The organism is Humibacter ginsengisoli (assembly GCF_054780095.1).
Window position 1 is genome coordinate 982,925 of the sequence record NZ_BAAGWZ010000006.1, and the last position, 23,748, is coordinate 1,006,672.

The 23,748-nt window shown below is 69.3% G+C and carries 22 protein-coding genes; 11 read left to right on the top strand and 11 right to left on the bottom strand.

Annotated features, from left to right (window positions below):
* Positions 1 to 97: 97 nt before the first annotated feature.
* Positions 98 to 1,045: a UTP--glucose-1-phosphate uridylyltransferase gene (galU, locus tag ACYVI5_RS12880; protein WP_460580509.1), complete on the bottom strand. Its 948-nt coding sequence runs from the start codon at positions 1,043 to 1,045 to the stop codon at positions 98 to 100.
* 79 nt (positions 1,046 to 1,124) lie between these two features.
* Between galU and ACYVI5_RS12885 the strand changes: the two genes are divergently transcribed.
* The 3 genes from ACYVI5_RS12885 to mscL all read left to right on the top strand — a co-directional run bounded on the left by ACYVI5_RS12885 (position 1,125) and on the right by mscL (position 2,597).
* Positions 1,125 to 1,706, top strand: a complete 582-nt coding sequence (locus ACYVI5_RS12885) for a 5-formyltetrahydrofolate cyclo-ligase (protein WP_460580510.1) — start codon at positions 1,125 to 1,127, stop codon at positions 1,704 to 1,706.
* 9 nt (positions 1,707 to 1,715) lie between these two features.
* Positions 1,716 to 2,033 (top strand): FmdB family zinc ribbon protein, encoded by a 318-nt coding sequence (locus ACYVI5_RS12890; protein ID WP_460580511.1) that lies wholly within the window; start codon positions 1,716 to 1,718, stop codon positions 2,031 to 2,033.
* Positions 2,034 to 2,102: 69 nt separating this feature from the next.
* On the top strand, positions 2,103 to 2,597 hold the full coding sequence (mscL, locus tag ACYVI5_RS12895) for an MscL family protein (protein WP_460580512.1): 495 nt from the start codon (positions 2,103 to 2,105) through the stop codon (positions 2,595 to 2,597).
* Positions 2,598 to 2,722: 125 nt separating this feature from the next.
* Here the strand turns inward: mscL and ACYVI5_RS12900 are convergent, their stop codons facing one another.
* Positions 2,723 to 2,941, bottom strand: coding sequence for a hypothetical protein (locus tag ACYVI5_RS12900; RefSeq protein WP_460580513.1), 219 nt, complete (start codon positions 2,939 to 2,941; stop codon positions 2,723 to 2,725).
* A 22-nt stretch (positions 2,942 to 2,963) separates the two neighbouring features.
* Positions 2,964 to 6,704, bottom strand: a complete 3,741-nt coding sequence (locus ACYVI5_RS12905; RefSeq protein WP_460580514.1) for an AAA family ATPase — start codon at positions 6,702 to 6,704, stop codon at positions 2,964 to 2,966.
* Positions 6,705 to 6,950: 246 nt separating this feature from the next.
* Between ACYVI5_RS12905 and ACYVI5_RS12910 the strand changes: the two genes are divergently transcribed.
* Positions 6,951 to 7,205, top strand: a complete 255-nt coding sequence (locus ACYVI5_RS12910) for a hypothetical protein (protein ID WP_460580515.1) — start codon at positions 6,951 to 6,953, stop codon at positions 7,203 to 7,205.
* Between the two features lie 4 nt (positions 7,206 to 7,209).
* On the opposite strand, the gene hutI is transcribed toward ACYVI5_RS12910, so the two are convergent.
* The 3 genes from hutI to hutH all read right to left on the bottom strand — a co-directional run bounded on the left by hutI (position 7,210) and on the right by hutH (position 11,879).
* Positions 7,210 to 8,421, bottom strand: coding sequence for an amidohydrolase family protein (gene hutI / locus ACYVI5_RS12915; protein ID WP_460580516.1), 1,212 nt, complete (start codon positions 8,419 to 8,421; stop codon positions 7,210 to 7,212).
* Between the two features lie 40 nt (positions 8,422 to 8,461).
* A complete protein-coding gene (locus tag ACYVI5_RS12920) occupies positions 8,462 to 10,147 on the bottom strand; it encodes a urocanate hydratase (protein WP_460580517.1) in 1,686 nt (561 codons plus the stop codon).
* Between the two features lie 169 nt (positions 10,148 to 10,316).
* Positions 10,317 to 11,879, bottom strand: coding sequence for a histidine ammonia-lyase (hutH, locus tag ACYVI5_RS12925; protein ID WP_460580518.1), 1,563 nt, complete (start codon positions 11,877 to 11,879; stop codon positions 10,317 to 10,319).
* 101 nt (positions 11,880 to 11,980) lie between these two features.
* On the opposite strand from hutH, the gene ACYVI5_RS12930 reads away from it, so the two are divergent.
* The gene (locus tag ACYVI5_RS12930; protein ID WP_460580519.1) at positions 11,981 to 12,757 is read left to right on the top strand and encodes an IclR family transcriptional regulator; all 777 of its coding nucleotides are present in this window, start codon (positions 11,981 to 11,983) and stop codon (positions 12,755 to 12,757) included.
* A 119-nt stretch (positions 12,758 to 12,876) separates the two neighbouring features.
* Here ACYVI5_RS12930 and ACYVI5_RS12935 read toward each other — a convergent pair whose 3' ends face one another.
* The gene (locus tag ACYVI5_RS12935; protein ID WP_460580520.1) at positions 12,877 to 13,809 is read right to left on the bottom strand and encodes an arginase family protein; all 933 of its coding nucleotides are present in this window, start codon (positions 13,807 to 13,809) and stop codon (positions 12,877 to 12,879) included.
* Positions 13,810 to 13,965: 156 nt separating this feature from the next.
* Between ACYVI5_RS12935 and ACYVI5_RS12940 the strand changes: the two genes are divergently transcribed.
* Complete coding sequence (locus ACYVI5_RS12940) at positions 13,966 to 14,358, top strand: ArsR/SmtB family transcription factor (protein WP_460580521.1); 393 nt, start codon at positions 13,966 to 13,968, stop codon at positions 14,356 to 14,358.
* A 34-nt stretch (positions 14,359 to 14,392) separates the two neighbouring features.
* Positions 14,393 to 14,866: an SRPBCC family protein gene (locus tag ACYVI5_RS12945; protein WP_460580522.1), complete on the top strand. Its 474-nt coding sequence runs from the start codon at positions 14,393 to 14,395 to the stop codon at positions 14,864 to 14,866.
* 55 nt (positions 14,867 to 14,921) lie between these two features.
* Here the strand turns inward: ACYVI5_RS12945 and ACYVI5_RS12950 are convergent, their stop codons facing one another.
* Positions 14,922 to 15,581, bottom strand: coding sequence for a helix-turn-helix transcriptional regulator (locus ACYVI5_RS12950; RefSeq protein ID WP_460580523.1), 660 nt, complete (start codon positions 15,579 to 15,581; stop codon positions 14,922 to 14,924).
* Between the two features lie 68 nt (positions 15,582 to 15,649).
* Here ACYVI5_RS12950 and folE point away from each other — a divergent pair, with 68 nt between their 5' ends.
* On the top strand, positions 15,650 to 16,393 hold the full coding sequence (gene folE, locus ACYVI5_RS12955) for a GTP cyclohydrolase I (RefSeq protein ID WP_460580524.1): 744 nt from the start codon (positions 15,650 to 15,652) through the stop codon (positions 16,391 to 16,393).
* Between the two features lie 42 nt (positions 16,394 to 16,435).
* On the top strand, positions 16,436 to 17,665 hold the full coding sequence (locus ACYVI5_RS12960; RefSeq protein ID WP_460580525.1) for an NAD(P)/FAD-dependent oxidoreductase: 1,230 nt from the start codon (positions 16,436 to 16,438) through the stop codon (positions 17,663 to 17,665).
* An 11-nt stretch (positions 17,666 to 17,676) separates the two neighbouring features.
* Here the strand turns inward: ACYVI5_RS12960 and ACYVI5_RS12965 are convergent, their stop codons facing one another.
* Together ACYVI5_RS12965 and ACYVI5_RS12970 are read right to left on the bottom strand one after the other, a co-directional pair.
* On the bottom strand, positions 17,677 to 18,798 hold the full coding sequence (locus ACYVI5_RS12965) for a M24 family metallopeptidase (RefSeq protein WP_460580526.1): 1,122 nt from the start codon (positions 18,796 to 18,798) through the stop codon (positions 17,677 to 17,679).
* Between the two features lie 56 nt (positions 18,799 to 18,854).
* Positions 18,855 to 19,784, bottom strand: coding sequence for an EamA family transporter (locus ACYVI5_RS12970; RefSeq protein ID WP_460580527.1), 930 nt, complete (start codon positions 19,782 to 19,784; stop codon positions 18,855 to 18,857).
* A gap of 313 nt (positions 19,785 to 20,097) precedes the next feature.
* Between ACYVI5_RS12970 and ACYVI5_RS12975 the strand changes: the two genes are divergently transcribed.
* Complete coding sequence (locus ACYVI5_RS12975; RefSeq protein ID WP_460580528.1) at positions 20,098 to 20,751, top strand: hypothetical protein; 654 nt, start codon at positions 20,098 to 20,100, stop codon at positions 20,749 to 20,751.
* A gap of 391 nt (positions 20,752 to 21,142) precedes the next feature.
* On the top strand, positions 21,143 to 22,522 hold the full coding sequence (locus tag ACYVI5_RS12980; protein ID WP_460580529.1) for a glycosyltransferase 87 family protein: 1,380 nt from the start codon (positions 21,143 to 21,145) through the stop codon (positions 22,520 to 22,522).
* An 85-nt stretch (positions 22,523 to 22,607) separates the two neighbouring features.
* Here the strand turns inward: ACYVI5_RS12980 and ACYVI5_RS12985 are convergent, their stop codons facing one another.
* Positions 22,608 to 23,705 carry an NAD(P)H-dependent flavin oxidoreductase gene (locus tag ACYVI5_RS12985; RefSeq protein ID WP_460580530.1) on the bottom strand — a complete coding sequence of 366 codons (1,098 nt, stop codon included), beginning with the start codon at positions 23,703 to 23,705 and terminating at the stop codon, positions 22,608 to 22,610.
* Positions 23,706 to 23,748: the final 43 nt, after the last annotated feature.

Sequence of the window (23,748 nt, forward strand, 5' to 3'; positions counted from 1 at the left end):
GGTCGCCTTCGGTTCTCTCGCAGCCGAGTTCCCCGTTACAGCGGAGTCTCTCGACGGCTGGGCTTCGTCAGCTGAGCTTATTCGTTCGCGGGGCCGATCAAGCGCGGGAGGCGCGCTCGCCCACGCCGGGTTCCTCAAGCGTGTCGCCGTCGGCGGGCTCGTCGGCGAGCCCGGACGCGAACTCGCGCAGCCACGGGCGCAGCTTCGGGCCCAAGTCCTCACGGTCCACAGCAAGCTGCACGATGGACTTCAGGTAGTCGAGGCGGTCGCCCGTGTCGTAACGGCGACCACGGAACACGACACCGAACACGCCGGGACCGTCGGGTTCCGCCGCCAGCTCTTGCAGGGCATCCGTCAGCTGGATCTCGCCGCCCTTGCCCGGCTCAGTGTGCTCCAGCACGTCGAACACCTCCGGCTGCAGCACGTACCGGCCGATGATGGCGAGGTTCGATGGGGCATCCTCTGCGGAGGGCTTCTCCACCAGGCCGCGCACGCGCACCACGTCGTCTTCGTCCGTGGCGTCGACCGCAGCCGCACCGTAAAGGTGGATCTGCGACGGGTCCACCTCGAGCAGTGCGACGACAGTCGCCCCGCGCTGCTCTGCCACCTCGATCATGCGGGTGAGCAGAACGTCGCGGCTGTCGATGATGTCATCGCCCAGCAGCACCGCGAACGCCTGGCGGCCGACGTGCTTCTCTGCACGCAGCACCGCGTGCCCGAGCCCCTTCGGGTCGCCCTGCCGCACGTAGTGCATGTCGGCAAGCTCGGTCGAGTACATCACCCGGCGCAGCTTCTCCATGTCGCCCTTGGCCTGGAGCGTCGACTCGATCTCGGTCGCACGGTCGAAATGGTTCTCCAAGGGCGACTTGTTACGGCCCGTGACGAGCAGAACGTCGTTCAGTCCGGCCTCGACGGCCTCTTCCACCACGTACTGGATGGCGGGCTTGTCGACGACGGGCAGCATCTCCTTCGGCATCGCCTTGGTGGCCGGCAGGAACCGGGTGCCGAGACCGGCAGCGGGGATGACAGCTTTGGTGATGGCCATCTGCTCAGGGTATCTGCTGACTTCTGGCTGGGAAGAATCGTCAGCGTGCAGAACGATCCGGACCGTTAAGATGCCCGGTATGGCCTCCGACCCGAGCAGCGCCAAGCGCGCGCTCCGCGCCGACCTGCGGGAACGCCGGCAGAACCTCACCACCACGGAGCGCGAGAAGGCGGATGCCGGCGTCACGGCGAACCTGCAGCACCTCGTCGAGGAGTACGACACCAGCTCGCTCTCCTGCTACCTGTCCGGGCAGAACGAGCCGAACACGCGGCCATTCCTGAACTGGGCGTTCGCCGAGCACCTGCGCGTGCTGCTGCCGATCAGCCGCGAAGACGGCCTGCTGGACTGGACCGTCGACGACGGCGAATCCGAGACGCTGGGCATCCACGGCTGGCCTGAGGCCGTCGGCGAACTGCTCGGGCCGATAGCGATCAACGACGTCGATCTCATCATCGTGCCCGCCGCCGCAGTGGATGCCAGTGGCATGCGCATGGGCTGGGGCAAGGGCTACTTCGACAAAACCCTGGGCAGCATGGAAAAATGTCCCCCGGTGTATGCCGTGGTGTTCGACGGCGAGGTGCTCGACGAAGTGCCTCGCGAACGGCACGACGAACCGGTGACGGGCGCGGTCACCCCCACCCGCATCATCCGCTTTCGCTGAAAGAGATCCATGCCCACCTACTCGTACAAGTGCTCCGCATGCGGGCACACCTTCGACATCCACCAGTCGTTCAGCGACTCGGCCCTGACGACCTGCCCCGAGTGCGGCGGAGAGCTGCGCAAGGTCTTCGGATCGGTCGGCGTCACGTTCAAGGGCTCGGGCTTCTACCGAACCGATTCGCGGTCGGGCGCCTCGCAGTCCTCGCCGGCGAAGAAGGATGCCGGCGCGGACTCGAAACCCGCCACCTCAGAGAAGAAGAGCGACTCCAAGAGCTCCGAGAAGAAGAGCACCACGGCTAGCGCGCCGAGCGCAGGATCTGCGACCTGATCGGGCCCGAACCCCATACGATCTAACCGAATAGCGAGAGCCGGCCGACGACCCGAACGCCGGCGCACCATGGGGGGATCCAGCGTGCTCAAGGGCTTCAAAGAGTTCATCATGCGCGGCAATGTCATCGACCTTGCTGTCGCAGTCGTCATCGGTGCCGCGTTCACCGCAGTGGTGAACGCGATCGTCGCGGGGCTGATCAACCCGCTGGTCAGCGCGATCTTCAACTCGAAGTCGCTGGACAACGCGCTGAAGGTGGGAATACCGACTCTGTCGGGTGGCACGTCGTGGCTGACGTTCGGCGCGATCATCGGTGCGCTGATTCAGTTCCTCGCCGTCGCCGTCGTCGTGTACTTCGTGTTCGTCGTGCCGATGAACCACTTCCGCAAACTCGCGGAGTCCCGCCGCGGAGTGACCCCTGCAGAGGAGGAGAAGCTTCCCGCCGATGTGGAGCTGCTCACGCAGATCCGCGACCTGCTGGCAGCGCAGGCTGATGCCCAACTGGCCGCACCGAGGGCCGACGGCGGCACGGGCGGCCGCCACGCCAACGGCGCGACGGAGTAGCGACTCCGGGCCGGGCGGGCGCCTCGACGGCCAGGCAAGGAAGTTCCTGTCTCAGAGTGTCGTAGGGCCCCGCGATAACGACACATCGGGACAGGCAGTCGGCTCTACGTGCAGGTCGGCCGGCTTCAGCCGCGCGATCCGCCCGCGCCCCAGTGGGGCGGCAGGTCCTGTTTCAGCCTGTCGTCATTGGAGTCGGAGCGGTCACCCCATGCGCGGTCCGTGTCTTCGGACGCCCGCACCGGAGCATCCGCTCCCCCGCTGGCACGCGGCCCGGACTGCGGTGCCGGGTCGGCGCCGGGCGCGCCAGGACGCTGCACCCGTCGTCCCGTTCTGCGCTCAGTCACCCTTCCAGGGTAGGCGTTTCGCTCAGGCCTTCTCGTCGGGCTCGATCGCGCCGAGCAGTCGGCCGATGCGCTGCGCGACGGCCTCCGGATCGGCGAAGAGCTCGAAGCTGTGCACGCGCACGTAGTGCCAGCCAAGGCGTCGAAGCACCTCGGGCCGCAGCCGGAGCGATTCGCGCAGGCTGGCCGTGCCGAGCACGCGGTCCGTCTCGACCACGACGGCCTTGCCGCTGTACGACGCGGCGAGCGGCAGCGCTCCGCGGTGGCCGAGCTGCACGTTCATGCCGAGCCTCTCGAGCCGTGTAGCGAGGTCGATGAGCAGCGGCTCCGAGTCATCCGGAACGTCGTCGGCCGACGCCTCGATCTCCGCCGCCTCCTCGAGCACTTGCGCGAGCGCGACGATGCCGTGGCGCATACGCGACGGGTCGATGTCTTCGGGGCGGAAACACGAAACGATGTCCATCGCGCGCCGGGCGCGGGTCAGGCCGACGGCGAGCATCCGCTCGCCTCCCGGCTCGCCGAGCGCACCGAACGACGACAGCAGCCGGCCGTGCGGAGTGCGCCCGTAGCCGATCGAGAAGATGACGCGGTCGCGGCTCTGCGCCACCGCCTCCTCCAGAGTGACGACGGTGAACGGCTCGGGCCGGTCGCCGAGGATGAAGTCGGCCAGTTCCTGGCGCTTGGCGGATGCCGCCAGCACGGCGTGCTGCACCCGCACCGCATGCTTCGGGCTGGCCGTCACCACCATGAGCGACTCGCGCGAACGGTTCAGTGCGTGGTCCAGCACGAGCTCGGCCACGCGAGCGACCTCGGCGTCGACGCTTTCCACGGTTCCGGTGTCGCCGTCCGGCATGCCGTGGCCGCCGCGCACGTAGCTGAGGGTGAGGCTGGCGTGTCCGAGATAGCTGCCGGCCCACGGCAAGGACTCGATCTGCCCGCCGTAGAAGCGGCGGTTCACGAGCTCGGCGAGGTCATCGCCCACCGACCGGTAGCTGCGCGTCAGCGTGTACACCGGTAGCAGGTCGGCTAGCCGGGCCAGCGCAGACGAATCGTGCCAGGCATCCACGTCACGAGGTTCGGGTTCGACGGCGACCGGCTGGCCGGCATCCGTCACGGCGATGCGGAACGGCGACGGCGTCTGGGTCACCGGGTCGCCGAACGCCACGACCTGGCGGGCGCGACGAAGAGCGCCGATGTTCTCGGCGAGGGTGCAGGCTCCGGCATCCACCAGCACGACGGTGTCGAACGCCATCGACGGCGGCAGGGATGCCACGTCGTACGGTGAAGCGAGCCACACCGGCGCCAGCACGCGCCCGAGTTGCGGTGCCCGCTCGGCCAGCACGGCAGGGGTGACGGATCCGTTCTTCAGCATGCGGCGCAGGGCATCGGCCTGCTCCGCGTTGTCGGCCAGCGCGATCTTCCACTGCACTGCCAGCTGCGCGGCGAGCAGCTGGCCGGTCGCGGAGGCATGTGCCTGGTCGACGAGCCGGAAGTCCGCCTCGAGACGGTCCAGCACACGCGTGTTGGCACCCAGCAGTGCGCGGTCGTCGGCGAGCAGGGTCTCGAGCACGGACTGCCACCACGCCAGCTCGAGCTCGGCAGCCACGTTCTCGCTCGTGATGTGCCGGGCGGACATGTCCGAGAGCAGCGGGTCGAGCCTCAGCTCGCGCAGCCGGGTGAGGAGCGCGGTGCGCTCCTGCAGGTTGACCAGCACCTCGGACTCCACCGCGAGGCCGCCCAGCATCTGCGTGAGCTCTCCGAGCGGCATCAACGTGAGCGAGTCCTTCGTGCGCGCCCTGCCGAGCGGAACATCCAGGCTCATCAGGTCTTCCGAGACCTTCTGGTACGCGACCTGCACGTCGGCGACGCCGACCGGCACGCGGGGCGGGGCTCCGGCATCCGCGAATCGGTTCCACAGCTTGCGCTGCTGCTGGATGCGCCGCAGTGACTCGTTCAGGTCGGCTACGTGACCGCCGGGTCGCACGTACTCCAACGCGAGCTTGCGCAGGCGGCGCCTGGTCGCGCCCGACATCGTGGGGCTGTCGCGCCGGTTCGACGTTGCGGTGATCAGTTCGTCGAGCGGGCGATCGAAGACGGCGGGCAGGAACCGGTCGAGCGTCTCGCGCAGGTCGGCCAGCAGCCGCAGATAGATGCCGAGCTCGGCGATGTTCTCGAACGGCCGCAGCCTGGTGCCCTCGATGAGCGCGGTCGAGCGGTCGATGAGTCTCGGCACCTCGATGCTGCTCAGCCGTTTCGCGAGGGTATGTGCCGCCGTCGCCTCGGCGGTCGAATGGAAGTCTGCGCCGTACCACGGCGAATCGTTGGGCCCGTACCTGAACTCACCGAGCGCCGCCGCCTTGCGCAGGATCGTGGCCGCTTCTGTGCGGTCATGCGCGAGCGCGACGATGGATGCCCGATCGAGCCGTGCCTTCGTGCGCGGCGGCGAGGGCAGCAGAGCCAGCCGGGCGAGCTCGCCGAGCGCGTCCAGCACGCTGACGCCGAACGCCGGATCGGGTGACGTCAGCGCACCCCGGTAGTCCAGCAACACCCGACGCAGGCGCACGAGCGCGTCGTCCACCTCGGCGACGTTGGGCTTCGTGGTCTTCTCGTTGCGGGTGATGGACCGGATCAGGTCGCGGCGAACGGAACGGGTCGCCACGGCGGCGCCGCCCAGTCCGACCTGGTCGAGACGGTGGGCGATGGCATCCAGGCTGGACCGACGCGGACCGACCACGAGCACCCGGCGGTTGCGGGAGACGAGCGCGCCGATGGCATCCACGATCGTCTGCGTCGCGCCGGTGCCCGGCAGGGTCTTCACCACGATGGAGTTGCCGCTGGCCACCTGAGCGACGACGCCCTCCTGCTCGGGGTCGGCATCCAGCAGAAGGGTGTCGATCGAGGGTGGACGGTTGTCCTGGGGAACGACCTCAGCGGGAGAGAACGCCGACTCCACGCGGTCTTTCGCCGCGGGGTTGCCTGCGAGTGCGAGCAGTACGTCGTGCTCGAAGTCGCCGAGGTCTTCGGTCATGCTGTGCGCGACGTCGGCGAAAGACGACACGACCAGCCGCGGCTGCACCGTGAACGACTCGACGTGGCTGGTCAGCGAGCGCAGCCGGTCGATCACCGGCTGCGGCTTGAACACGCCGTTCGTCTCAGCGAGGGCGACGAAGGCCTCGGCGTCGAGCACGATGCGGAACTGGTCGTGCAGAGCGCGCTTCAGCTCCGGGTTGAGGAACGTCTTGCCCCGCAGCTTGAGCTCGAAGTCGCGGCCGTAGCGCCGGATGGCGACCGGCCGCAGCAGCACGGGCGCGTTGTACTCGTCTGCTCCGTTGCGCCAGCGTGCCAGACCGATACCGAGGTGTACGGCGTCGATGCCGCGCACGGCGCGCAGCTCGATGCCCTTCGCGGTGATCGCGCCGGCCGCGGCCTTCGCGGTGCGCAGCGCGATGTCGTCGCGGATGAGGCTGGAGAGCAGCGTGCGATCGCCCGTGATGAACTGCGGGAGTCCGCCCGGATGCGTGGAACTCAGTTCGATGCGCGTGCGGGGCGTGTCGACGAAGTGCAGCAGCGGCGACGGGCCGCCGATCGCCGCCACCTCGTCGCGCCATTGCGCCCATACGGGCTCGGCGATGTTGCCGGGAGACACGTTCGGATCGCCGAGCGTCACCGTGTACGGACCCGTCGCGCTACGCGGGTCGAGAGCGTCGTCTTCCAACGCCTCCAGCGACGTGTAGTCCACGTCGCGTCGCTTCTCGGGTCTCCGCACACCGGAAACCCTATGCGGCGCATGGTCGGATGCGGGTGAGGCAAGGCCGTTTCTGCGGCATCCGGCGGGGTGCGTCGCGGGCGGCGGCAGTTCGCAGGCTGCGCACGGCGTCCCCGCGTCAAGGGCCTGTACCGGCCGATTCCGCCGACGTAGGCTCCACTCATTCGAAGCGGCGCCACTCGGCGTCGCGGGTGCGTCGGAGTTCTGATGTGCCCGACACCTTTCGACGTGCGATGAGGAGCAGTCATGAGCAAGCGCAACGAGATCGTCGAACTCGCCAGCAGCAATCCGATCAAGATGCTGAACGGATGGGGCATCCGCAGCGAGCACGCCTACATCGCGGCGTTCGTCTCGCTCGGCCTCGTGTTCCTGAGCTGGATCCTCTCGCGCGTCAAGAAGGACGAGCGCTCGCAGTCCGACCGCTGGGGCATCTTCATCGGCGAGTGGGTGGCGACGCTGTTCGCGCTGGGTGTCGCGCTGCGCCACGAAGAAAACGACTGACGCGCTACGCGACCCGGAGCTCCACGCCGTGCTTCCACACCCGGCGCACGAGCGGCACGCCCGGGCGATACGCGAAGTGGACGTGGCTCGGCGCGTCCAGCAGCACGAGGTCGGCACTGGCTCCGGGCGTGAGCCGGCCCACGTCGACACGGCGCAGAGCTTTCGCGCCGCCGGCCGTCGCGGCCCAGAGCGCCTCGTCGGGCGTCATCCCCAGCTCCCGCACTGCCAGCGCGATCACGAACGGCATCGACGAGGTGAAGCAGGAGCCGGGGTTGCAGTCGCTGGCCAGCGCGAGGGTGACGCCGGCCGCGAGCAGGGCACGGGCATCCGGGTAGGGATGCCGCGTGCTGAACTCCACACCGGGCAGCAGCGTGCAGACCGTCTCGGAGCCGGCGAGCGCGGCCACATCGTCGGGTGAGAGGTAGGTGGCGTGATCGACACTCGCAGCATCCGCCTCCACCGCGACGCGAACTCCGTCGCCGACGCCGAGCTGGCCAGCGTGGATGCGCGTTCCTAGGCCTCGGGCGCGGCCGGCGGCGAGGATGCGCGCCGCCTCGTGCGCCGTGAACGCGCCCTCCTCGCAGAAGACGTCGATCCAGCGCGCGTACGGGGCGCAGGCATCCAGCATGTCTCCGACGACGAGGTCGACGTAGGCGCCGCGGTCGTCCGCGAACTCCGGCGGCACGACATGCGCGCCGAGGAACGTGACCTCCTCGGTCACCTCGGCGGCCAGGCGGGCCAGTCGCTCCTCGTTCTCCACATCGAGGCCGTAACCGGTCTTCACCTCGAACGTGGTCGTGCCCTGCGACGCCAGCTCGCGCTCGAACCGAAGCAGGGTGGCGCGCAGCTGCTCGTCGGAGGCGGCACGTGTCGCCGCCATCGTGCTGCGGATGCCGCCTGCCGCGTACCGCTCCCCCGCCATGCGGGCGACGAACTCCGCGGACCGGTCGCCCGCGAACGCGAGGTGGGTGTGGCTGTCGACAAAACCGGGGATGACCGCGCGACCACCGGCATCCACCCGCTCTACGTCGCCCTGGAGCAGGCGCGCGACCTGCGGGGCGGCGTCGGCCTGCGGACCGGCCCACACGACTTCACCGTCGCGCGCGATCAGCGCGGCGTCGGGCACGGCACCCAGCGCGTCGCCCTCACGTGCCCCGCGGGCGTGCGGGTCGTTCGTCACGAGCAGGCCGATGCCGTGCAGGAAGAGCGTGCTCATCGGTGCGGTTTCGACAGGCTCAACCGGCGGGAAGTGGTGCTCACCCCTCAAGCATGGGGATGCGCAGTCCGCGTTCGCGTGCAACCTCGGCGGCGCGTTCGTAACCCGCGTCGACATGGCGCATCACACCCGTTCCCGGGTCGTTCGTGAGCACCCGCTCGATCTTCTGCGCGGCGAGGTCCGTACCGTCGGCGACGACCACCTGCCCCGCGTGGATCGAGCGACCGATGCCCACGCCGCCACCGTGGTGGATCGACACCCAGGTGGCGCCCGATGCGGTGTTCAGCAGCGCGTTCAGCAGCGGCCAGTCGGCGATGGCATCCGAGCCGTCTTTCATGCCCTCCGTCTCGCGGTACGGAGAGGCCACCGAACCGGAGTCGAGGTGGTCGCGGCCGATCACGATCGGCGCCGAGATCTCACCGGATGCCACGAGCTCGTTGAACCGCAGGCCCGCCAGGTGGCGTTCCTTGTAGCCGAGCCAGCAGATGCGTGCGGCCAGCCCCTCGAAGTGCACCTTTTCGGATGCCTTGGTGATCCACCTGCGCAGCTTCTCGTCGTTCGGGAACAGCTCGAGGATCGCCCGGTCGGTGACGGCGATGTCGGCCGGGTCTCCGGAAAGCGCCGCCCAGCGGAACGGGCCCTTGCCCTCCTCGAACAGCGGGCGGATGTGCGCGGGCACGAACCCGGGGAACGCGAATGCCCGATCGTAGCCGCCCAGCTGAGCCTCCGCGCGGATCGAGTTGCCGTAGTCGAAGACCTCCGCGCCGGCATCCAGGAATCCGACCATCGCCTCGACCTGCTTCGCCATGGATGCCCGCGCCTTTGCGGTGAACCCCTCGGGGTCGGCTTCGGCGGCGGCGTGCCACTGGTCGACGGAGACGCCCTCCGGCAGGTAGCTGAGCGGGTCGTGCGCGCTGGTCTGGTCGGTGACGATGTCGATCGGCACGCCGCGGCGCAGCAGCTCGGGGAACACCGTGGCTGCGTTCGCGACGAGTCCGACCGAGAGCGGGCGGCGCTCGTTCTTCGCGGCGGTGACGCGCGCGATCGCGTCGTCGAGGTCATCCGTGAGTTCGTCGAGGTAGCCGTGGTCGACGCGGCGCTGCAGGCGCGCGCGGTCCACGTCGACGATGAGCACGACGCCCTCGTTCATCGTGACCGCCAGGGGTTGGGCGCCGCCCATGCCGCCGCATCCGCCGGTCAGAGTGAGCGTGCCGGCCAGCGTTCCGTTACTCTGCTCATTTCCCCCGCCCTTGCGGGCGGCGATCTTGTCGGCGGCTGCCGCGAACGTCTCGTACGTGCCCTGCAGGATGCCCTGGCTCCCGATGTAGATCCAGCTGCCTGCGGTCATCTGGCCGTACATAGTCAGCCCGGCGGATTCCAGCTTGCGGAACTCGGGCCACGTCGCCCAGTCCGGAACGAGGTTGGAGTTGGCGATGAGCACGCGGGGTGCCCACTCGTGCGTGCGGAACACGCCGACCGGCTTGCCGGACTGCACGAGCAGCGTCTCGTCGGCATCCAGCGTCTCCAGCGTGCGCACGATCGCGTCGAACGCTTCCCAGCTGCGGGCAGCGCGGCCGGTACCGCCGTACACGACGAGGTCCTCGGGACGCTCGGCGACCTCGGGGTCGAGGTTGTTCATGAGCATGCGCAGTGGCGCCTCGGTCTGCCACGACTTGGCGCGCAGCGTCGTGCCGCGCGGGGCGTGGATGGGCAGACGGTCGTTCATGGTGTTCTCCTTCGGTTGCATCCGCTGAAACCAGGCAGATCTCGGCGGAACAGGCACATGTGGCCTGTTCTCGTGCGGAGAGCGCGACCATGCCTGTTTTCCGGATGCCGATGGTCGAGTGGTCGGGGCGGCGAGAGCTGCCGAGACGGCGCTGGGGATGAGGTGGGTGTCATCGGAGAGGGCCCGTCACGGATTCGACCGCGGTGAGGATGCGACCGCCGGCCACGAGCGCGACGGCCGCCTCGATCTCGGCCGACAGCATCCGGTCGGGGCCCGGTCCTGCGACATGGGTCCGCAACGCTTCTCGAGCTGCCGCGGTCGCCGCGCCCGGCTGCAATGGCGCTCGCAGGTCGAGCGAACGGGCGGCCGTCAGCAGCTCGATGGCGAGCACCCGCGTGAGCCCGTCGATGGCGCGCCGCAGCTTGCGGGCGGCCGCCCAGCCCATCGAGACGTGATCCTCCTGCATGGCGCTGGACGGGATCGAATCGACGGATGCCGGTGCCGCCAGCCGCTTGAGCTCGCTCACGATCCCCGCGGCGGTGTACTGCGCGATCATCAGTCCGGAGTCGACGCCGGCGCGGTCCGCAAGGAATGCCGGCAGGCCCTTGTTGCGCGAGACATCCAGGTGCCGGTCGATGCGGCGCTCGGCGATGCTCGCTGCATCCGCGACGGCGATCGCCAGAAAGTCGAGCACGTACGCGACCGGCGCACCGTGGAAGTTGCCGTTCGACACCACCCGGCCGTCGAGCGTGACCACCGGGTTGTCGACGGCGGATGCGAGCTCGCGGTCGGCGACCGCACGGGCGTGCGCGATCGTGTCCCGCCCGGCACCGGCCACCTGCGGGCTGCAGCGCAGCGAGTAGGCATCCTGAACCGTGGGGTCCTCGGGATCGGCGTGGCTCTTCACGATCGGCGATCCGGCGAGGATGGCGCGCAGGTTCGCGGCCGAATCCGCCTGGCCCACCTGCGGGCGCAGGGCCTGCAGGTCGGCGGCGAACACGGCATCCGTGCCGAGAAGCGCCTCCACGCTCATCGCGGCGGTGAGATCGGCGACCTTGTACAGCGCCTCGAGATCGGTGATCGCGAGCGTGAGCATCCCGAGCATCCCGTCCGTGCCGTTGATGAGGGCGAGGCCCTCCTTCTCCGCCAGCACGATCGGACGGATGCCCGCCTCGGCCAGCGCTTCCGCCGAGGGGACCACATTGCCGGCGGCGTCACGCACCTCGCCCTCGCCGATCAGCGCGAGCGCACAGTGCGCGAGCGGGGCCAGATCTCCCGAGCAGCCGAGCGAGCCGTACTCGCGCACGATCGGCGTGATGCCGGCGTTGAGCATGCCGGCGTATGCCCGCACGGTGGCCTCGCGAACACCGGTGCGTCCGGTCATCAGCGTCGAAAGACGCAGCAGCATGAGCGCACGGACGACCTCGCGCTCCACCTCGGGGCCGGACCCCGCCGCGTGCGAGCGGATCAGGCTGAGCTGCAGCTGCTCGCGGTCGGAGCGCTGGATGTACGTGGTGGCGAGCGCGCCGAAACCGGTCGAGATGCCGTAGTGCGGCTTGGGGTCGTCGGCGAGCGCCTCGACCACGCGACGGGTCTCGGCGACGGCGGCGACGGCATCCGCATCGAGCACGACCCGGGCGTCGTGGCGCGCCACCGCGACGACGTCGGCGATGGAGAGGGGGCCGATTCCGACGGTCACCTCGCGAGTGAGAACGGGTGCTTCGGTGCTCATGAATCCATTGCACGACAGGCAGGCTCTTCGGCGAGCGTTCGAAGGACGATCCACGTCCGGTATACCGGACTTGACCGTCGACTTCGGCGTATTATGGCGGGATGCCGGGCAAAGCTCCCGCCGCCGACGCCACGTTGCGCATCCTGCGGCTGATGAGTGAACAACGTGGTCCCGTCGCTGCTGCGACACTCGCGCGCACCCTCGCGCTGCCCCGCTCGACCGTCTATCAGCTGCTCGCGACGCTGACGGAGCACGGGTTCGTCATCCCGATCCCCGAGCTGAAGAAGTACGGCCTCGGAGTGGCCGCGTTCGAGCTCTCCAGCGGCTTCAACCGGCAGCAGCCGCTCACCCGCGTCGGGGCCCCCGTACTGGCCAGGCTGGTCGACGATCTCGGGCTGAGCGGGCACCTCACCGTGCTGCTCGGGCGCGACGTGGTCTACCTCGTGGAGGAGCGGGCACCGCACGGCCCGTACCTCGTGACGGATGTCGGCGTGCGGCTTCCCGCGCACCTCACGGCGTCGGGCCTCGCCATGCTCGCGGGGCTGCCCGCCGCGCAAGTCCGTGCGCTCTATCCGGACCGTGGAGCGTTCACCACACGCACCGGCTCGGGCGTCGCCACCTACCGGGAGCTGAGCGCCGAGCTGCGCGCGATCCGCGAGCGTGGCTATGCGCTCGAGGACTCCTCGGTGACGGAGGGGCTGCGATCGATGGCCGTCGCCGTGCCCGACCACGTGGGGTGGCCTGCGGCATCGGTCGCCGTGACGTTCTCCGCGGAACGCGACATCGACATGGAGGCCACCGCCGCACGGATCGCGCGGGCCGCAGCGGAACTCGGCCGCCGCATCGGGGGCGGAGCCGCCGTGAGCGCACGTTCATAACTCCTGCAAACTGCCGACGAATCGGCCGACTGCCCGGTCATGGTCGTGGTCGTATGCCGCGTTCACGACGAACTGCAGGAGTTGTGAACGGATGGGAGCGCGCAGGACGGCTCCACGTCTCAGCGCTGCGCAAAGCCCGCGATCGCCTCCAGCACGACGAGGGCGGCGAGGCGCACCGTGCGGCCGTCCTCGGCGTCTCGCGTCGCATCCACCTCTGCGATGTCGAGTGAGGTCACGCGCGGGTCGCGGGCGAGCAGGCGCACCGTGCGGCGCAACTGGTACGCGGAGAGCCCGCCTGGGATGGAGGCGGGGCAGGCGGGCGCGACTGCTCGGTCGCAGGCATCCACGTCGACGTCCACGTGGATCGGACCCCCTGCCGCCCCCGCTGTCTCGAGCGCCTCTGCGACGATCGTCTCCAGCGGCCGCTCCTCGAACTCGTCGCGTCGCACGACACGGATGCCCGCCTCTCGCGCCCTCGTGTCGTAGAACTGTGAGTTGGCGAAGTCGGCGATGCCGAGCTGCACCGCACGATTCCCGTCGAGGCCGGCTTCCAGCAGTCGCCGCACGGGTGACCCGTTGGAGACGCCGTCGCGCAGGTCGTGATGCGCGTCGATGGTGATGAGGCCGGCATCCTGTACACGGCTCTGCCCGGGGGCCGAGTCGCCTTCGCTCGGCGCCGTCCACGCCCCGAGCGCGACGCTGTACGTGAGCGCGTTGTCGCCGCCGAGCGCGATGACGAGCGAGCTGCGAGCGGATGCCCGCCGCACCGCCTCGATCGCCTCCGCCTCGCCGTCGCCGTCCGGCTCGGCCACGTCGCCGAAGTCGGCCACCGAGGGCCAGTCGACTCCCGCCGCGAACGTTCCGTAGCGCTGGATCGCGGCCCGGATCGATGCCGGCGTGGCGTTCGCACCCGTCGCCGAGAGCGAGGTGCGCCAGGTAGGAACGCCGATGATCCCCACGTCGACGCGGTCGGATGCCTCGAGCGAGTCGGCCATCGGCCATCGTCCTGCCCGCGGCCAGTGGGGGTCTTCGAAGAGCGTGGTCTCGGTCATGGGCTCACGCTATGCCTGAGAAGGCCGAGCACGTCGAGCCGCGGAAGAGGCCGTGTCCATCCGACCGGACACGGCGTTTTTTCCCGGAACTCTTGACTTTGGGCGCATCCGGGGTAGTGTATTCAACATGTTCGTTGATAAAGGATATTGTTGAGAATGCAGCGGCCGACTTCCGGTGCCGCGCAGGACGAGGAGCGCCTTGACCGGGCGTTCCACGCGCTCGGCGACGCCGTGCGGCGCGCCATCATCGCGCGGCTGAGCCGTGGCCCTGCGACGGTGAACGAGCTCGCCGAGCCGTTCGGCATCACCGTGCAGGCGGTCTCGCGGCACATCCACGTGCTCGAAGGAGCCGGACTGGTCACCCGCACACGCGATGCGCAACGGCGTCCTGTGCACCTCAATCCCGGCGCGCTCGAAGAGCTCACGGCGTGGATCGACGGCTACCGGCTCGCGCACGAGCGTTCGTTCCGAGCTCTCGACAGCGTGCTGGCCGGCCTGCAGAACCCTTCTCGACGAACCGGCAACCACACAGAAGAGAACAAGCGCTGAGAGAACCGGCGCTCGATACAGAAGGAGAACCATCATGAGCAAGGAACTGACCATCGAGGCGCCCGAGGGCGTGCCGTTCATCGAGTTCACGAGGGAGTTCGATGCGCCGGTCGAGCGGGTGTTCCAGGCGCACGCCGACCCCGAGCTGGTCAAGCAGTGGAACGGCCCGCGGGGCTACGAGATGGATATCGCGGAGTACGACTTCACCACCGGTGGGCGGTACCGCTACGTTCACCGCGACACGCAGGGCAACGAGTACGAGTTCCGTGGTGTCTTCCACACCGTGCGCGAGAACGAGTTCGCCATCCAGACGTTCGAGTTCGGCGGAGTCCCCGACGTCGTGAGCATCGAATCGCTCGCATTCGAGTCGCTGCCCGATGGTCGCACCCGCCTGACCGGGCACGCGGTCTACCCGAGCCTCGAAGCCCGCGACGGCATGGTGTCATCCGGCATGGAGCACGGGATGCGCGACGGCTACGACAAGCTCGAGGCGCTCGTCGCCGCCTGATCGGGTCGTGTGACGACGGAGGATGCACCCTCCGTCGTCACACGACTCTGCAGTCTCACTCGTCGGGGTGGATCACTACGCAGCATCGTCCCGGGCACGGCGCCAGTTCGGCACGGTCGGGGTCGTCTCCCGTCCCGCTCAGAATGCCGCGGACCAGCGCGTGGTTCATGCCGCAGACCAGCTCGGTCTGACGCTGAGCCACCTGGTGGAACGGGCAGTTGCGCAGCACGATGTCCCCATCGTCATCGACGGCGGGCTCGTAGCCGCTCTCGCGCAGGCATCCGATCAGCTCTCCCCCACGACGCCCGGCCTCGACGCCCTCATCGACGGCTGCGCGGTTCAGCGCGGTACCGACGACGCCCGTCTCGTCGGCCTCGGCGGCGGTTGCGAGCAGCCTGGCCAGAAGCCCGAAGTCCCGCGGCGGCACGGTCACGGAGACCTCGCTCTCGGACCGCGCGTACTGTTTCGCCGGCCTGCCGGCGCCCGGCCCGGTGCGGTCGTTCTGCCTGGCATAGCTCACCTCGAGCAGCCCGACTTCGGCGAGCCGATCGAGGTGGTAGGCGGCGAGCGTTCGGCTGATGCCCGCCGACTCGGCCGCAGCGTCTCGGCCAACGGGCGCATCCCGACTCGCCACGAACTCGTAGAGCCGCTGCCTCACCGGATCGGCGAGCGCACTGATCCTCGTCAGCGACTCCGGGGGCTGCTGCGTGTCCATGCCACCATTCTATTGATAATCATCCTTGACAAAAGGTCTTCGTCGGACGAATCTAAAACCAGCGGATATTGGCAGTAGAGCCGGAGCGCCGACAGTTCGAGGAGGACGACCATGTGCGATGGGGCGGGACGACGATGAGCGGCGCGGCGATGCGACGGGTGCCCGACCCGCTCACCGACGACCGCGATGGCAGCGCGCTCCACGATTCGGAGCGCCCGGCCAAGGTGGCCCCGTTGCGGGTCGTGACCGCCGCGGACGAGCCGGATCTCGAGCGCGCAGAACTGGCGGCGAAGGAGTTCCTGCTGGCACTCGGCGTCTCGCTCGAGTCCGAGCACCTCCGTGCGACACCTGGTCGCATGGCCAGAGCGTGGTCCGAGATGTTCACACCTCGCCCGTTCGATCTCACGACGTTCCCGAACGAGGAGGGTTACGACGAGCTCGTGCTCGTACGGGACATTCCGGTCCGTTCCGTGTGCGAGCATCACCTGCTGCCCTTCACGGGCCGCGCCAGCGTTGCCTACCTGCCAGGCGAGCGCATAGTCGGCCTCTCCAAGCTCGCGCGCGTCGTCGAGTACTTCGCGTGCCGCCCCCAGACGCAGGAGCGGCTGACGAAGCAGGTCGCGCAGTGGCTCGACGAGCACCTGTACCCGCAAGCGGTCGGCGTCGTCGTCTCGGCCGAGCACAGCTGCATGACGCTCCGCGGGGCACTCGCCACGGGAACGAGCACCGTAACCTCTGCGCTGCTCGGGCGGCTGCGCGACGACCCGCGCTCCAGGCAGGAGTTCCTGTCGCTCTGCGGCATAGCCGCCTGACACACCACCAGCCAACGCACCAGCCGCCGAAGGAGACGGACCATGAGCACACCAGAGCACGTCATCATCGCAGGCGGCGGCCTCGCCGGAGCGAAGACCGCCGAAGCGCTCCGCGAGCACGGCTATCGCGGGGAGCTGACGCTCATCGCCGGAGAGAACCACCTTCCCTACGAGCGCCCACCGATGTCGAAGGACTACCTGGCGGGCAGGTCAACACTCGAGGACGCCACGGTGCATCCCGTGGACTGGTATGCGAGCAATGACGTGACGCTGCTCACCGGCACCCGCGTCACGGATGTCGACGCGTCAGCACACGAGGTGCGTCTCGACGACGGCCGCTCGCTCGGGTACGACAAGCTGGTGCTCGCCACGGGGTCCGTTCCACGCCGGCTTCCCATCCCCGGCGCGGACGCGAAGGGCGTGCACATGCTGCGCACGGTCGATGACTCCGACGCGATCCGCGCCGTGTTCGGCGAAGGCCGCAGACTGGTCATCATCGGCGGCGGCTGGATCGGACTGGAGGTTGCCGCGGCCGCTCGGTCTGCGGGCACCGACGTCACCATCATTGAGGCTCTGGAGCTTCCCCTGCTTAATGTGCTCGGTCCCGAGGCTGCGACGGTGTTCGCAGACCTGCACAGGGCGAATGGCGTCGACCTTCGGCTCGGCGCGCGCCTCGTCGCGATCACGACCGACGGTGCAAGCGCGACGGGCGTCGAACTGGAGGGCGGCGAGACGATCGCGGCAGACGCTGTCGTGATCGGCGTGGGAGTCGCCCCCGACCTGGCCCTGGCGGAGTCGGCCGGCCTCGACATCGACAACGGTGTGCTCGTCGACGCCACGCTGCGCACCAGCGACGCCGACATCTACGCAGTCGGCGACATCGCCAACCACGAGCATCCGGTGCTCCGTCGTCGTGTGCGCGTGGAGCACTGGGCCAACGCGCTGAATCAGCCGGCCGCCGCGGCGGCATCGCTGCTCGGAGACGAGACCGCGTTCACCGAGCTGCCCTACTTCTACAGCGACCAGTACGACCTCGGCATGGAGTACATCGGGCACGCGCCGAGGGGCGCATACGACCGGGTACTCGTTCGCGGTGACCTGAAGGCGCGCGAGTTCGTGGCGTTCTGGGTCGGCCCTGACGACCGCATCCTTGCCGCGATGAACGTGAACGTGTGGGACGTGGTCGATCAGGTCAAGCCGCTCATCGCCGAGGGGCGGCGTGTGGATCCAGCCAGGCTCGTGAACCCGGAGGTGCCGTTCGCCGAGCTCTGAGGCGTCGCCGGTTACACCTCTGCGAGCACGTGCGGGCGTCGGTTGAGCGGCTCGACGCCGTCATCGGTCACGACCACGATGTCTTCGATGCGCGCACCCCACTCGCCCGGGAAATACACGCCGGGCTCGATGCTGAACGCCATGCCGGGCTCGAGAACGGTGGGGTTGCCGGCGACGATGTAAGGCTCCTCATGCACCGAGAGGCCGATGCCGTGCCCGGTGCGGTGGATGAAGCGGTCGGCGAGGCCGGCATCCTGCAGCACGCGGCGAGCGGCCGCGTCCACACTCTCGGCCGTGACACCCGGACGCACAGCGTCGACGGCCGCCTGCTGCGCACGCTGGAGGGCGGCATAGGCATCCCGGATGCCCGCAGTCACCTCGCCCGTCGCATAAGTTCGCGTGCTGTCGGAGTTGTAACCCAGTGCCGTAGGTCCGCCGATGTCGACGACGACGGTCTCGCCCTCACCGATCACACGGTCGGACACTTCGTGGTGCGGATCGGCACCGTTCGGGCCGGACCCCACGATCACGAAGTCCGCCTCCGCGTGCCCCTCCCCCACGATCGCCGCGGCGATGTCGGCAGCGACCTCGCGCTCGGTGCGTCCCGGTCGCAGCCACTCGCCGACGCGGGCGTGCACTCGATCGATGGCGCTGCCCGCCTCACGAAGGGCTTCGATCTCCGCGGCATCCTTGACCATGCGCAGGCGGCGCAGCACCGGCGTCGCGAGCTCGGGCGAGGCATCCGCCGTCGAGGTCAGTGGAATCGAGTGCAGCGCGGGGGTCGCCTCGGAGAGTCCGAACCGGCGCACGACGCCGAGGCTCTTCAGAGCCAGCGCGTACGGGTCATCGCCATCGACCCAGTCGCGCACCTCGATCTCGAGGTCGCCGAGCGCCGACGCGCGCAGGGCGGCCAGCTCCATGCGCGGTGCGACGACGAACGGGGTTGCGGATGCCGGAATCACGAGCGCAGTGAGCCGCTCGAACGTGCTGGCGCGCGAGCCGATCAGGTACTGCAGATCGGGCCCGGGTGTCACGATGACGGCGTCGAGGCCGGCGTCGGCGGCGAGCGCTGCCGCGCGATCCAGCCGGGAGGCGTAGACGGATGCGGCGAATCTCTGCCCGGGCTCTGCCATGATCCGAGCCTAGGAGGTCGTGCCGGATCCCGTTCACTTGGGCGACGGCCGCGACGCTAGGACAATGCGACCGCCGCGACGGATGCCGCCGACAGCACGAGTCCGGCCGCCTGTATCCGGCTCCATCGTTCCCCGAGCACGAAACGGGCGAGCAGCACCGTCACGGCCGGGTACATCGAGGTCAGCACCGCGACGATGACGAGCTCGCCGAGCCCGGTAGCGGAGAGGTAGCTGAACGCGGCGAGCCCGCCGAGAACACCGGCGATCGCGGGGAGGCGCAGGGCGGGGAGCATCGCCGTGGCGGGCGCCCTGCCGCGGTGCATCCTGAACAGAACGACGGGCACGATGGCCAGGCATGCCAGAAGCTGTCCACTGGCGACCGGCCACACACCCGACGACGTGCCGGAGCGCTCCAGGGCGATGAACAGCAGCGCGAAGGATGCCCCGGCCAGCGCTCCGTAACCCGCTCCACCCGTGCGTGGCCGGCCGTCGCCCGTGCCCGCTGAGGGAACGCTCGTACTGAGTCGGGTGTCGCTCGTCATGGCCCGGGCACCCTTGGAACGACGCCGGAACGGGAGCCCACTGGTCCAGGACACCAGGGCGACGGCGACGACCGCGGCCAGCACGCCGGCCAGGCCGAGCACCGTGAGCCGGTTACCGATCGCCACGCCCACCACGGCCGGAATCACCACCGTGAGCACCCCGGAGACGGTGGCGACGATGCTCATCGAGCCGACCGCGAAGCCTTGATAGAGGGCCAGTGTTCCGGCCGCGCTGCCGACACCGCTCAACGCACCCCACAGAACGGCGGACGCGGTGGGCCCGCTGCCGTGCACGAACGCGAGAACGACGAGCGCGAGCAGGAACTCCGTCACGAGCGTGACGGCGGTGACGAGCATCACGGGTGTGCGACGGCTGGCGATGCCGGCCACGAAGTCGGAGGCGCCATACGCGATCGCGGCGATCAGGCCGAGTACAGCAGCCATGGCATCCAGCCGTTCGCGATACGCCAGATGGTCTTGTGAAGTTCGGCGCGCTGCGCCTCCTTCGTCGTCGGGGTCACGGATGCCAACCTATCGGCGGCAAGCGGCGCCGCGCGTCAGCGATGTGGCAGGGCCGGATCAGGAGCCTCACGTTCGTTCGTGACCGCCGCTCGCGCGCATCGCCTGCAGCGCCACTTCGAGCTCACCCGGGCGCCTTTCCGTCCCCAGGTGGTGGGGTTGTGGGGTTATCAACATCCCTGATCAGGAGCGGTTTCCGGGTCGCGGGAGTGTCGGTGGTGTGGTGTCGGGTTGAAGCATGGACGAGATCACCGAACACCTGGCAGCAGCCCTTGCTGCCGCCCGGGCTACGGCGACCGCCGATGAGATTCCTGCCCTGTCGGATGAGCGGCTGCTGTCGACGATGGCGCAGGTGGAGGAGCTCGGTCGGAGCGTGGATGCGTTGCGGGTTGCGGTGGCGGCGGAGGTCGGAGAACGCTCCCGCCGCACCCTGGGCACCAACCGGTTGTCCGCGAAGAAGGGGTGCCGCACCCCGTACGAGTTGATCGCCCGGATCACCCAGGTGTCGGAGCGGACCGCAGTGAAACGATGGACCCTCGGTGAGGTGCTGCGACGCTGGGACACGATCACCGGGGAGATCCTGCCGCCGAAACTGCCGGTAGTGGCCTCCGCGGTCGCGGAAGGCCGGCTCGGCATGGACACGGCGACCGTGATCGCCGCTGCAGTCACGGCGGTGGCCGGCCGTGCCGAACCGGGCATGCTCGCCAACGCGGAGGAGGCCCTCGCCGCGTCGGCGCTCGGGGTGGATCAGGCCACCGGGGAGCAGACGGCACCATTCACCGCGGATCAGACCAGGATCGCCGCGATCCAATGGCAGGTCGCCCTCGACCCGGACGGTGCCGAGCCGCGAGAGCAACGGGCCATGGTCGAGCGCGGGTTCGCCAAGGTCTGACAACGGCGTTTTGATTTGCTGGTTCCACAGGACCCTGGAGACCTCCGGCTGGGAGATCACCATGCGCGACGGCGTCCCATACCTGCGACCACCTTCCTGGATCGACCCCCACCAGGTGTGGCGACGCGCAGGCAAGACACGAACCCAACGACGACCGCACAAGACCGCGAGAGCACCCGACCGATAGATCGATGTTGCCGCGAACGTGGCGCGGCGCTCATCCCTGATATCGCGTGAAGACCTTCACAGAACGAGACCCGCGCTGCTTGCCGGTGTTCGCGAGGCGACGACCGGGCACCGCGGCCGGCCCGGCTTCGACGCGAGCGAAATCACGCCGTGCCCGAACGCACAATGGGAGGCTGCTGGGAACACGGATGCGTACCATCCGAGTGTGCTGCTCCCCAGGGACACCGCGTCGGCCGGCATTGCCCGGACCGACACTGCGCCGGCCGGCGCTGCGACGCGTATGACGACGGCCGAGACCGCGCTCGATCGTGCCCGCTCCTGGCTGAGCCGGGCACGGGCATCCCACCTCTGGCTGTGGCTCGCGTTCGCCTTCGTGCACGTCGCGATCACCGCGACCGTGCTCTCGCTCGACCAGCACAAGTACCTCGGCGACGTGCACACCATGTACCTTCCGTGGGCGCACCACGTGTTCGCCGGTCACGGAATCGTAGGCATCGACTCGCGCTGGGTGTATCCGATCGCCGCCCTCGTTCCGGTGCTGGCGCCCATGCTGTTCGGCGCGCACGCCTACGGCTTCGCCTGGATGGTGATGGTGACAGGGCTGGACGCCGCCGTCATCGCGATGCTCACGCATCGCCCGAGCCGCCGCCGCTGGAACGCCGCCTGGTGGTGGCTGGCGTTCCTGCTGCTGCTCGGCCCCATCGCGCTGACCCGCATCGACTCCGTCTCGGTGCCGATCGCGATCGTCGGGCTCCTCTGGCTGAGTACGAGGCCGCGCGTCGCCGTCGTGCTGCTGACGATCGCGACCTGGATCAAGGTATGGCCCGTCGCGCTGCTGGCATCGTTGCTTCTGGATGCCCGCCACCGTCTCCGCACCATCGTGATCGCCCTCGCGACGACGGCCGCGATCGTCGCGGTCCCGCTGGCGTTGGGCGCCGGAACCCGGCTCTTCAGCTTCATCGGCACGCAAGACGCCCGCGGCCTGCAGATCGAGTCGCCCGTGGCATCCGGATGGCTGTGGGCGGCCGCGCTGCGCGTGCATCCGTCCCGCGTGTTCTACAGTCGCGCGCTCAACACGTTCGAGGTGTCGGGACCGGGCAGCCAGATCGCCGTGCACCTCATGACGCCGCTGCTGCTCGTCGCGCTGGTGGCCGTGATGGCGCTCGGACTCTTCGCGGCCGTGCACCGCGACGCGAAGGCCCTTCCCGCACTGATGCTCGCGATGGTGCTCGCGCTCATGCTGTTCGACAAGGTGCTCTCGCCGCAGTATGTCACCTGGCTGGCGGCGCCCATCGTCTACGGACTCGTTCAACAGCCGCGGCGCTTTCGCTTTCCCGCGCTCGTCGGCCTCGCGGTCGCTGCGCTCACGCAGGCGTTCTACCCGTGGATCTACGACCTCGTCATCGACGCGAACCCAGCGGCGCTCGCGCTGCTGACCGCGCGCAACATCGCCCTCGGCGCGCTGTTCGTGTGGGCGATCGCGCGGCTCTGCCGGGCGCGTTCACGCACCGCGGATGCCGCCCGGCGCCGCCTGCTCAACGCTCGCGCTACACGTATCGGCATCCGCGCCACGATAAAGCAGTAGCGGATGCCGGTACGTGTAGCGCAAGGACGTCACGGGACCATCCAGCCGCGCAGCAGACCACCCGTTCGATACGCAGCTTCGCCGTTCAGTCGGCGATGGCCGGCAGCCCCGCAGCGAGCTCCGCGAAGACCGCGTCCGCGGAGTCGAGCGTCGCGAGAGGGCTCGCCTGGCCCAGCCACAGCGACTGCAGCTCGCCGTTGCCCTGCGCGCCGGCCGCTGCGCGGAAGCGCCCGGTGAGCCAGTTCTGAGCGGGAAACGGTGCGATGGCATCCGCCTGCTCGATCGTGCGCACGGCGAGATTCGACGCCCCACGGGAGAGCCGGCCGCTCATCGCCCTCGTGAGCACGCTGGCGTGCGCAGGCGTCGACTCGATCGCGGCCCGGTGCGCGTCGTTCGCGGCTGACTCCCTCGTGTGCAGGAACGCGGTTCCGACCTGCACACCGTCGGCGCCCAGCGCGAACGCCGCCCGCACACCACGCCGATCCGCGATGCCTCCCGCGGCGATCACCGGGACATCCACGGCGTCACGAACCTGAGGTACCAGGGCGACGAGTCCCACGAGCGAGCGCTCCGCCGGCTCGAGGAACGCCACCTTGTGCCCGGCGGCCTCTGCGCCGGTCGCCACGATCGCGTCGACACCGCCATGCTCCAGCGCCACCGCCTCGTCGACCGTCGTGGCTGAGCCGATGACCGCGATCCCGCGCTCGTGCGCCGCTTCCAGGATGTCGCGCCCGGGCACGCCGAACACGAAACTGAGTGCAGCGGGACGGGCATCCAGCGCCGCCTGCAGTTGCTCCTCGAACGGCGGCAGGTAGCGCGCAGGGGCATCCGGAACCTCGAGCCCGACCTCGGCGAACAGCGGTCGCACCGCTTCGGCCGCCCGGGCGTATTCGGCAGGGTCCGGGTCGCGCTCGGTTCCCGTCGGCAGCCACAGGTTGAACGAGAACGGGCGCGAGGTCGCCGCGCGCAACTCGTCGGCGGTGTGCAGGATGCGATCGGCGTCGTATCCGTACAGTCCGTACGACCCGAGGCCGCCGAGCTCGCTCACTCGTGCGGTGAGCTCGACCGATGAGAGCCCGCCGAACGGCGCGAGCACAATCGGCGCCTCGATGCCCAGCCGTCGGGTGAGGGTGTTCGAGGGCTTCGCGTTCGAGGCCAGAGAATCGATGGTCGGCGAGTTCATGAGTCGGCTCCTCGGTCTAGACGTTCCGCTGCGATCGTACGAC

Bases quoted from the DNA above. Each gene is read 5' to 3' on its own strand.
- galU (WP_460580509.1), bottom strand. From the start codon at position 1,045: ATGGCCATCACCAAAGCTGTCATCCCCGCTGCCGGTCTCGGCACCCGG.
- ACYVI5_RS12885 (WP_460580510.1), top strand. From the start codon at position 1,125: ATGGCCTCCGACCCGAGCAGCGCCAAGCGCGCGCTCCGCGCCGACCTG.
- ACYVI5_RS12890 (WP_460580511.1), top strand. From the start codon at position 1,716: ATGCCCACCTACTCGTACAAGTGCTCCGCATGCGGGCACACCTTCGAC.
- mscL (WP_460580512.1), top strand. From the start codon at position 2,103: ATGGGGGGATCCAGCGTGCTCAAGGGCTTCAAAGAGTTCATCATGCGC.
- ACYVI5_RS12910 (WP_460580515.1), top strand. From the start codon at position 6,951: ATGAGCAAGCGCAACGAGATCGTCGAACTCGCCAGCAGCAATCCGATC.
- hutI (WP_460580516.1), bottom strand. From the start codon at position 8,421: ATGAGCACGCTCTTCCTGCACGGCATCGGCCTGCTCGTGACGAACGAC.
- ACYVI5_RS12920 (WP_460580517.1), bottom strand. From the start codon at position 10,147: ATGAACGACCGTCTGCCCATCCACGCCCCGCGCGGCACGACGCTGCGC.
- hutH (WP_460580518.1), bottom strand. From the start codon at position 11,879: ATGAGCACCGAAGCACCCGTTCTCACTCGCGAGGTGACCGTCGGAATC.
- ACYVI5_RS12930 (WP_460580519.1), top strand. From the start codon at position 11,981: ATGCCGGGCAAAGCTCCCGCCGCCGACGCCACGTTGCGCATCCTGCGG.
- ACYVI5_RS12935 (WP_460580520.1), bottom strand. From the start codon at position 13,809: ATGACCGAGACCACGCTCTTCGAAGACCCCCACTGGCCGCGGGCAGGA.
- ACYVI5_RS12940 (WP_460580521.1), top strand. From the start codon at position 13,966: ATGCAGCGGCCGACTTCCGGTGCCGCGCAGGACGAGGAGCGCCTTGAC.
- ACYVI5_RS12945 (WP_460580522.1), top strand. From the start codon at position 14,393: ATGAGCAAGGAACTGACCATCGAGGCGCCCGAGGGCGTGCCGTTCATC.
- ACYVI5_RS12950 (WP_460580523.1), bottom strand. From the start codon at position 15,581: ATGGACACGCAGCAGCCCCCGGAGTCGCTGACGAGGATCAGTGCGCTC.
- ACYVI5_RS12960 (WP_460580525.1), top strand. From the start codon at position 16,436: ATGAGCACACCAGAGCACGTCATCATCGCAGGCGGCGGCCTCGCCGGA.
- ACYVI5_RS12965 (WP_460580526.1), bottom strand. From the start codon at position 18,798: ATGGCAGAGCCCGGGCAGAGATTCGCCGCATCCGTCTACGCCTCCCGG.
- ACYVI5_RS12970 (WP_460580527.1), bottom strand. From the start codon at position 19,784: ATGGCTGCTGTACTCGGCCTGATCGCCGCGATCGCGTATGGCGCCTCC.
- ACYVI5_RS12975 (WP_460580528.1), top strand. From the start codon at position 20,098: ATGGACGAGATCACCGAACACCTGGCAGCAGCCCTTGCTGCCGCCCGG.
- ACYVI5_RS12985 (WP_460580530.1), bottom strand. From the start codon at position 23,705: ATGAACTCGCCGACCATCGATTCTCTGGCCTCGAACGCGAAGCCCTCG.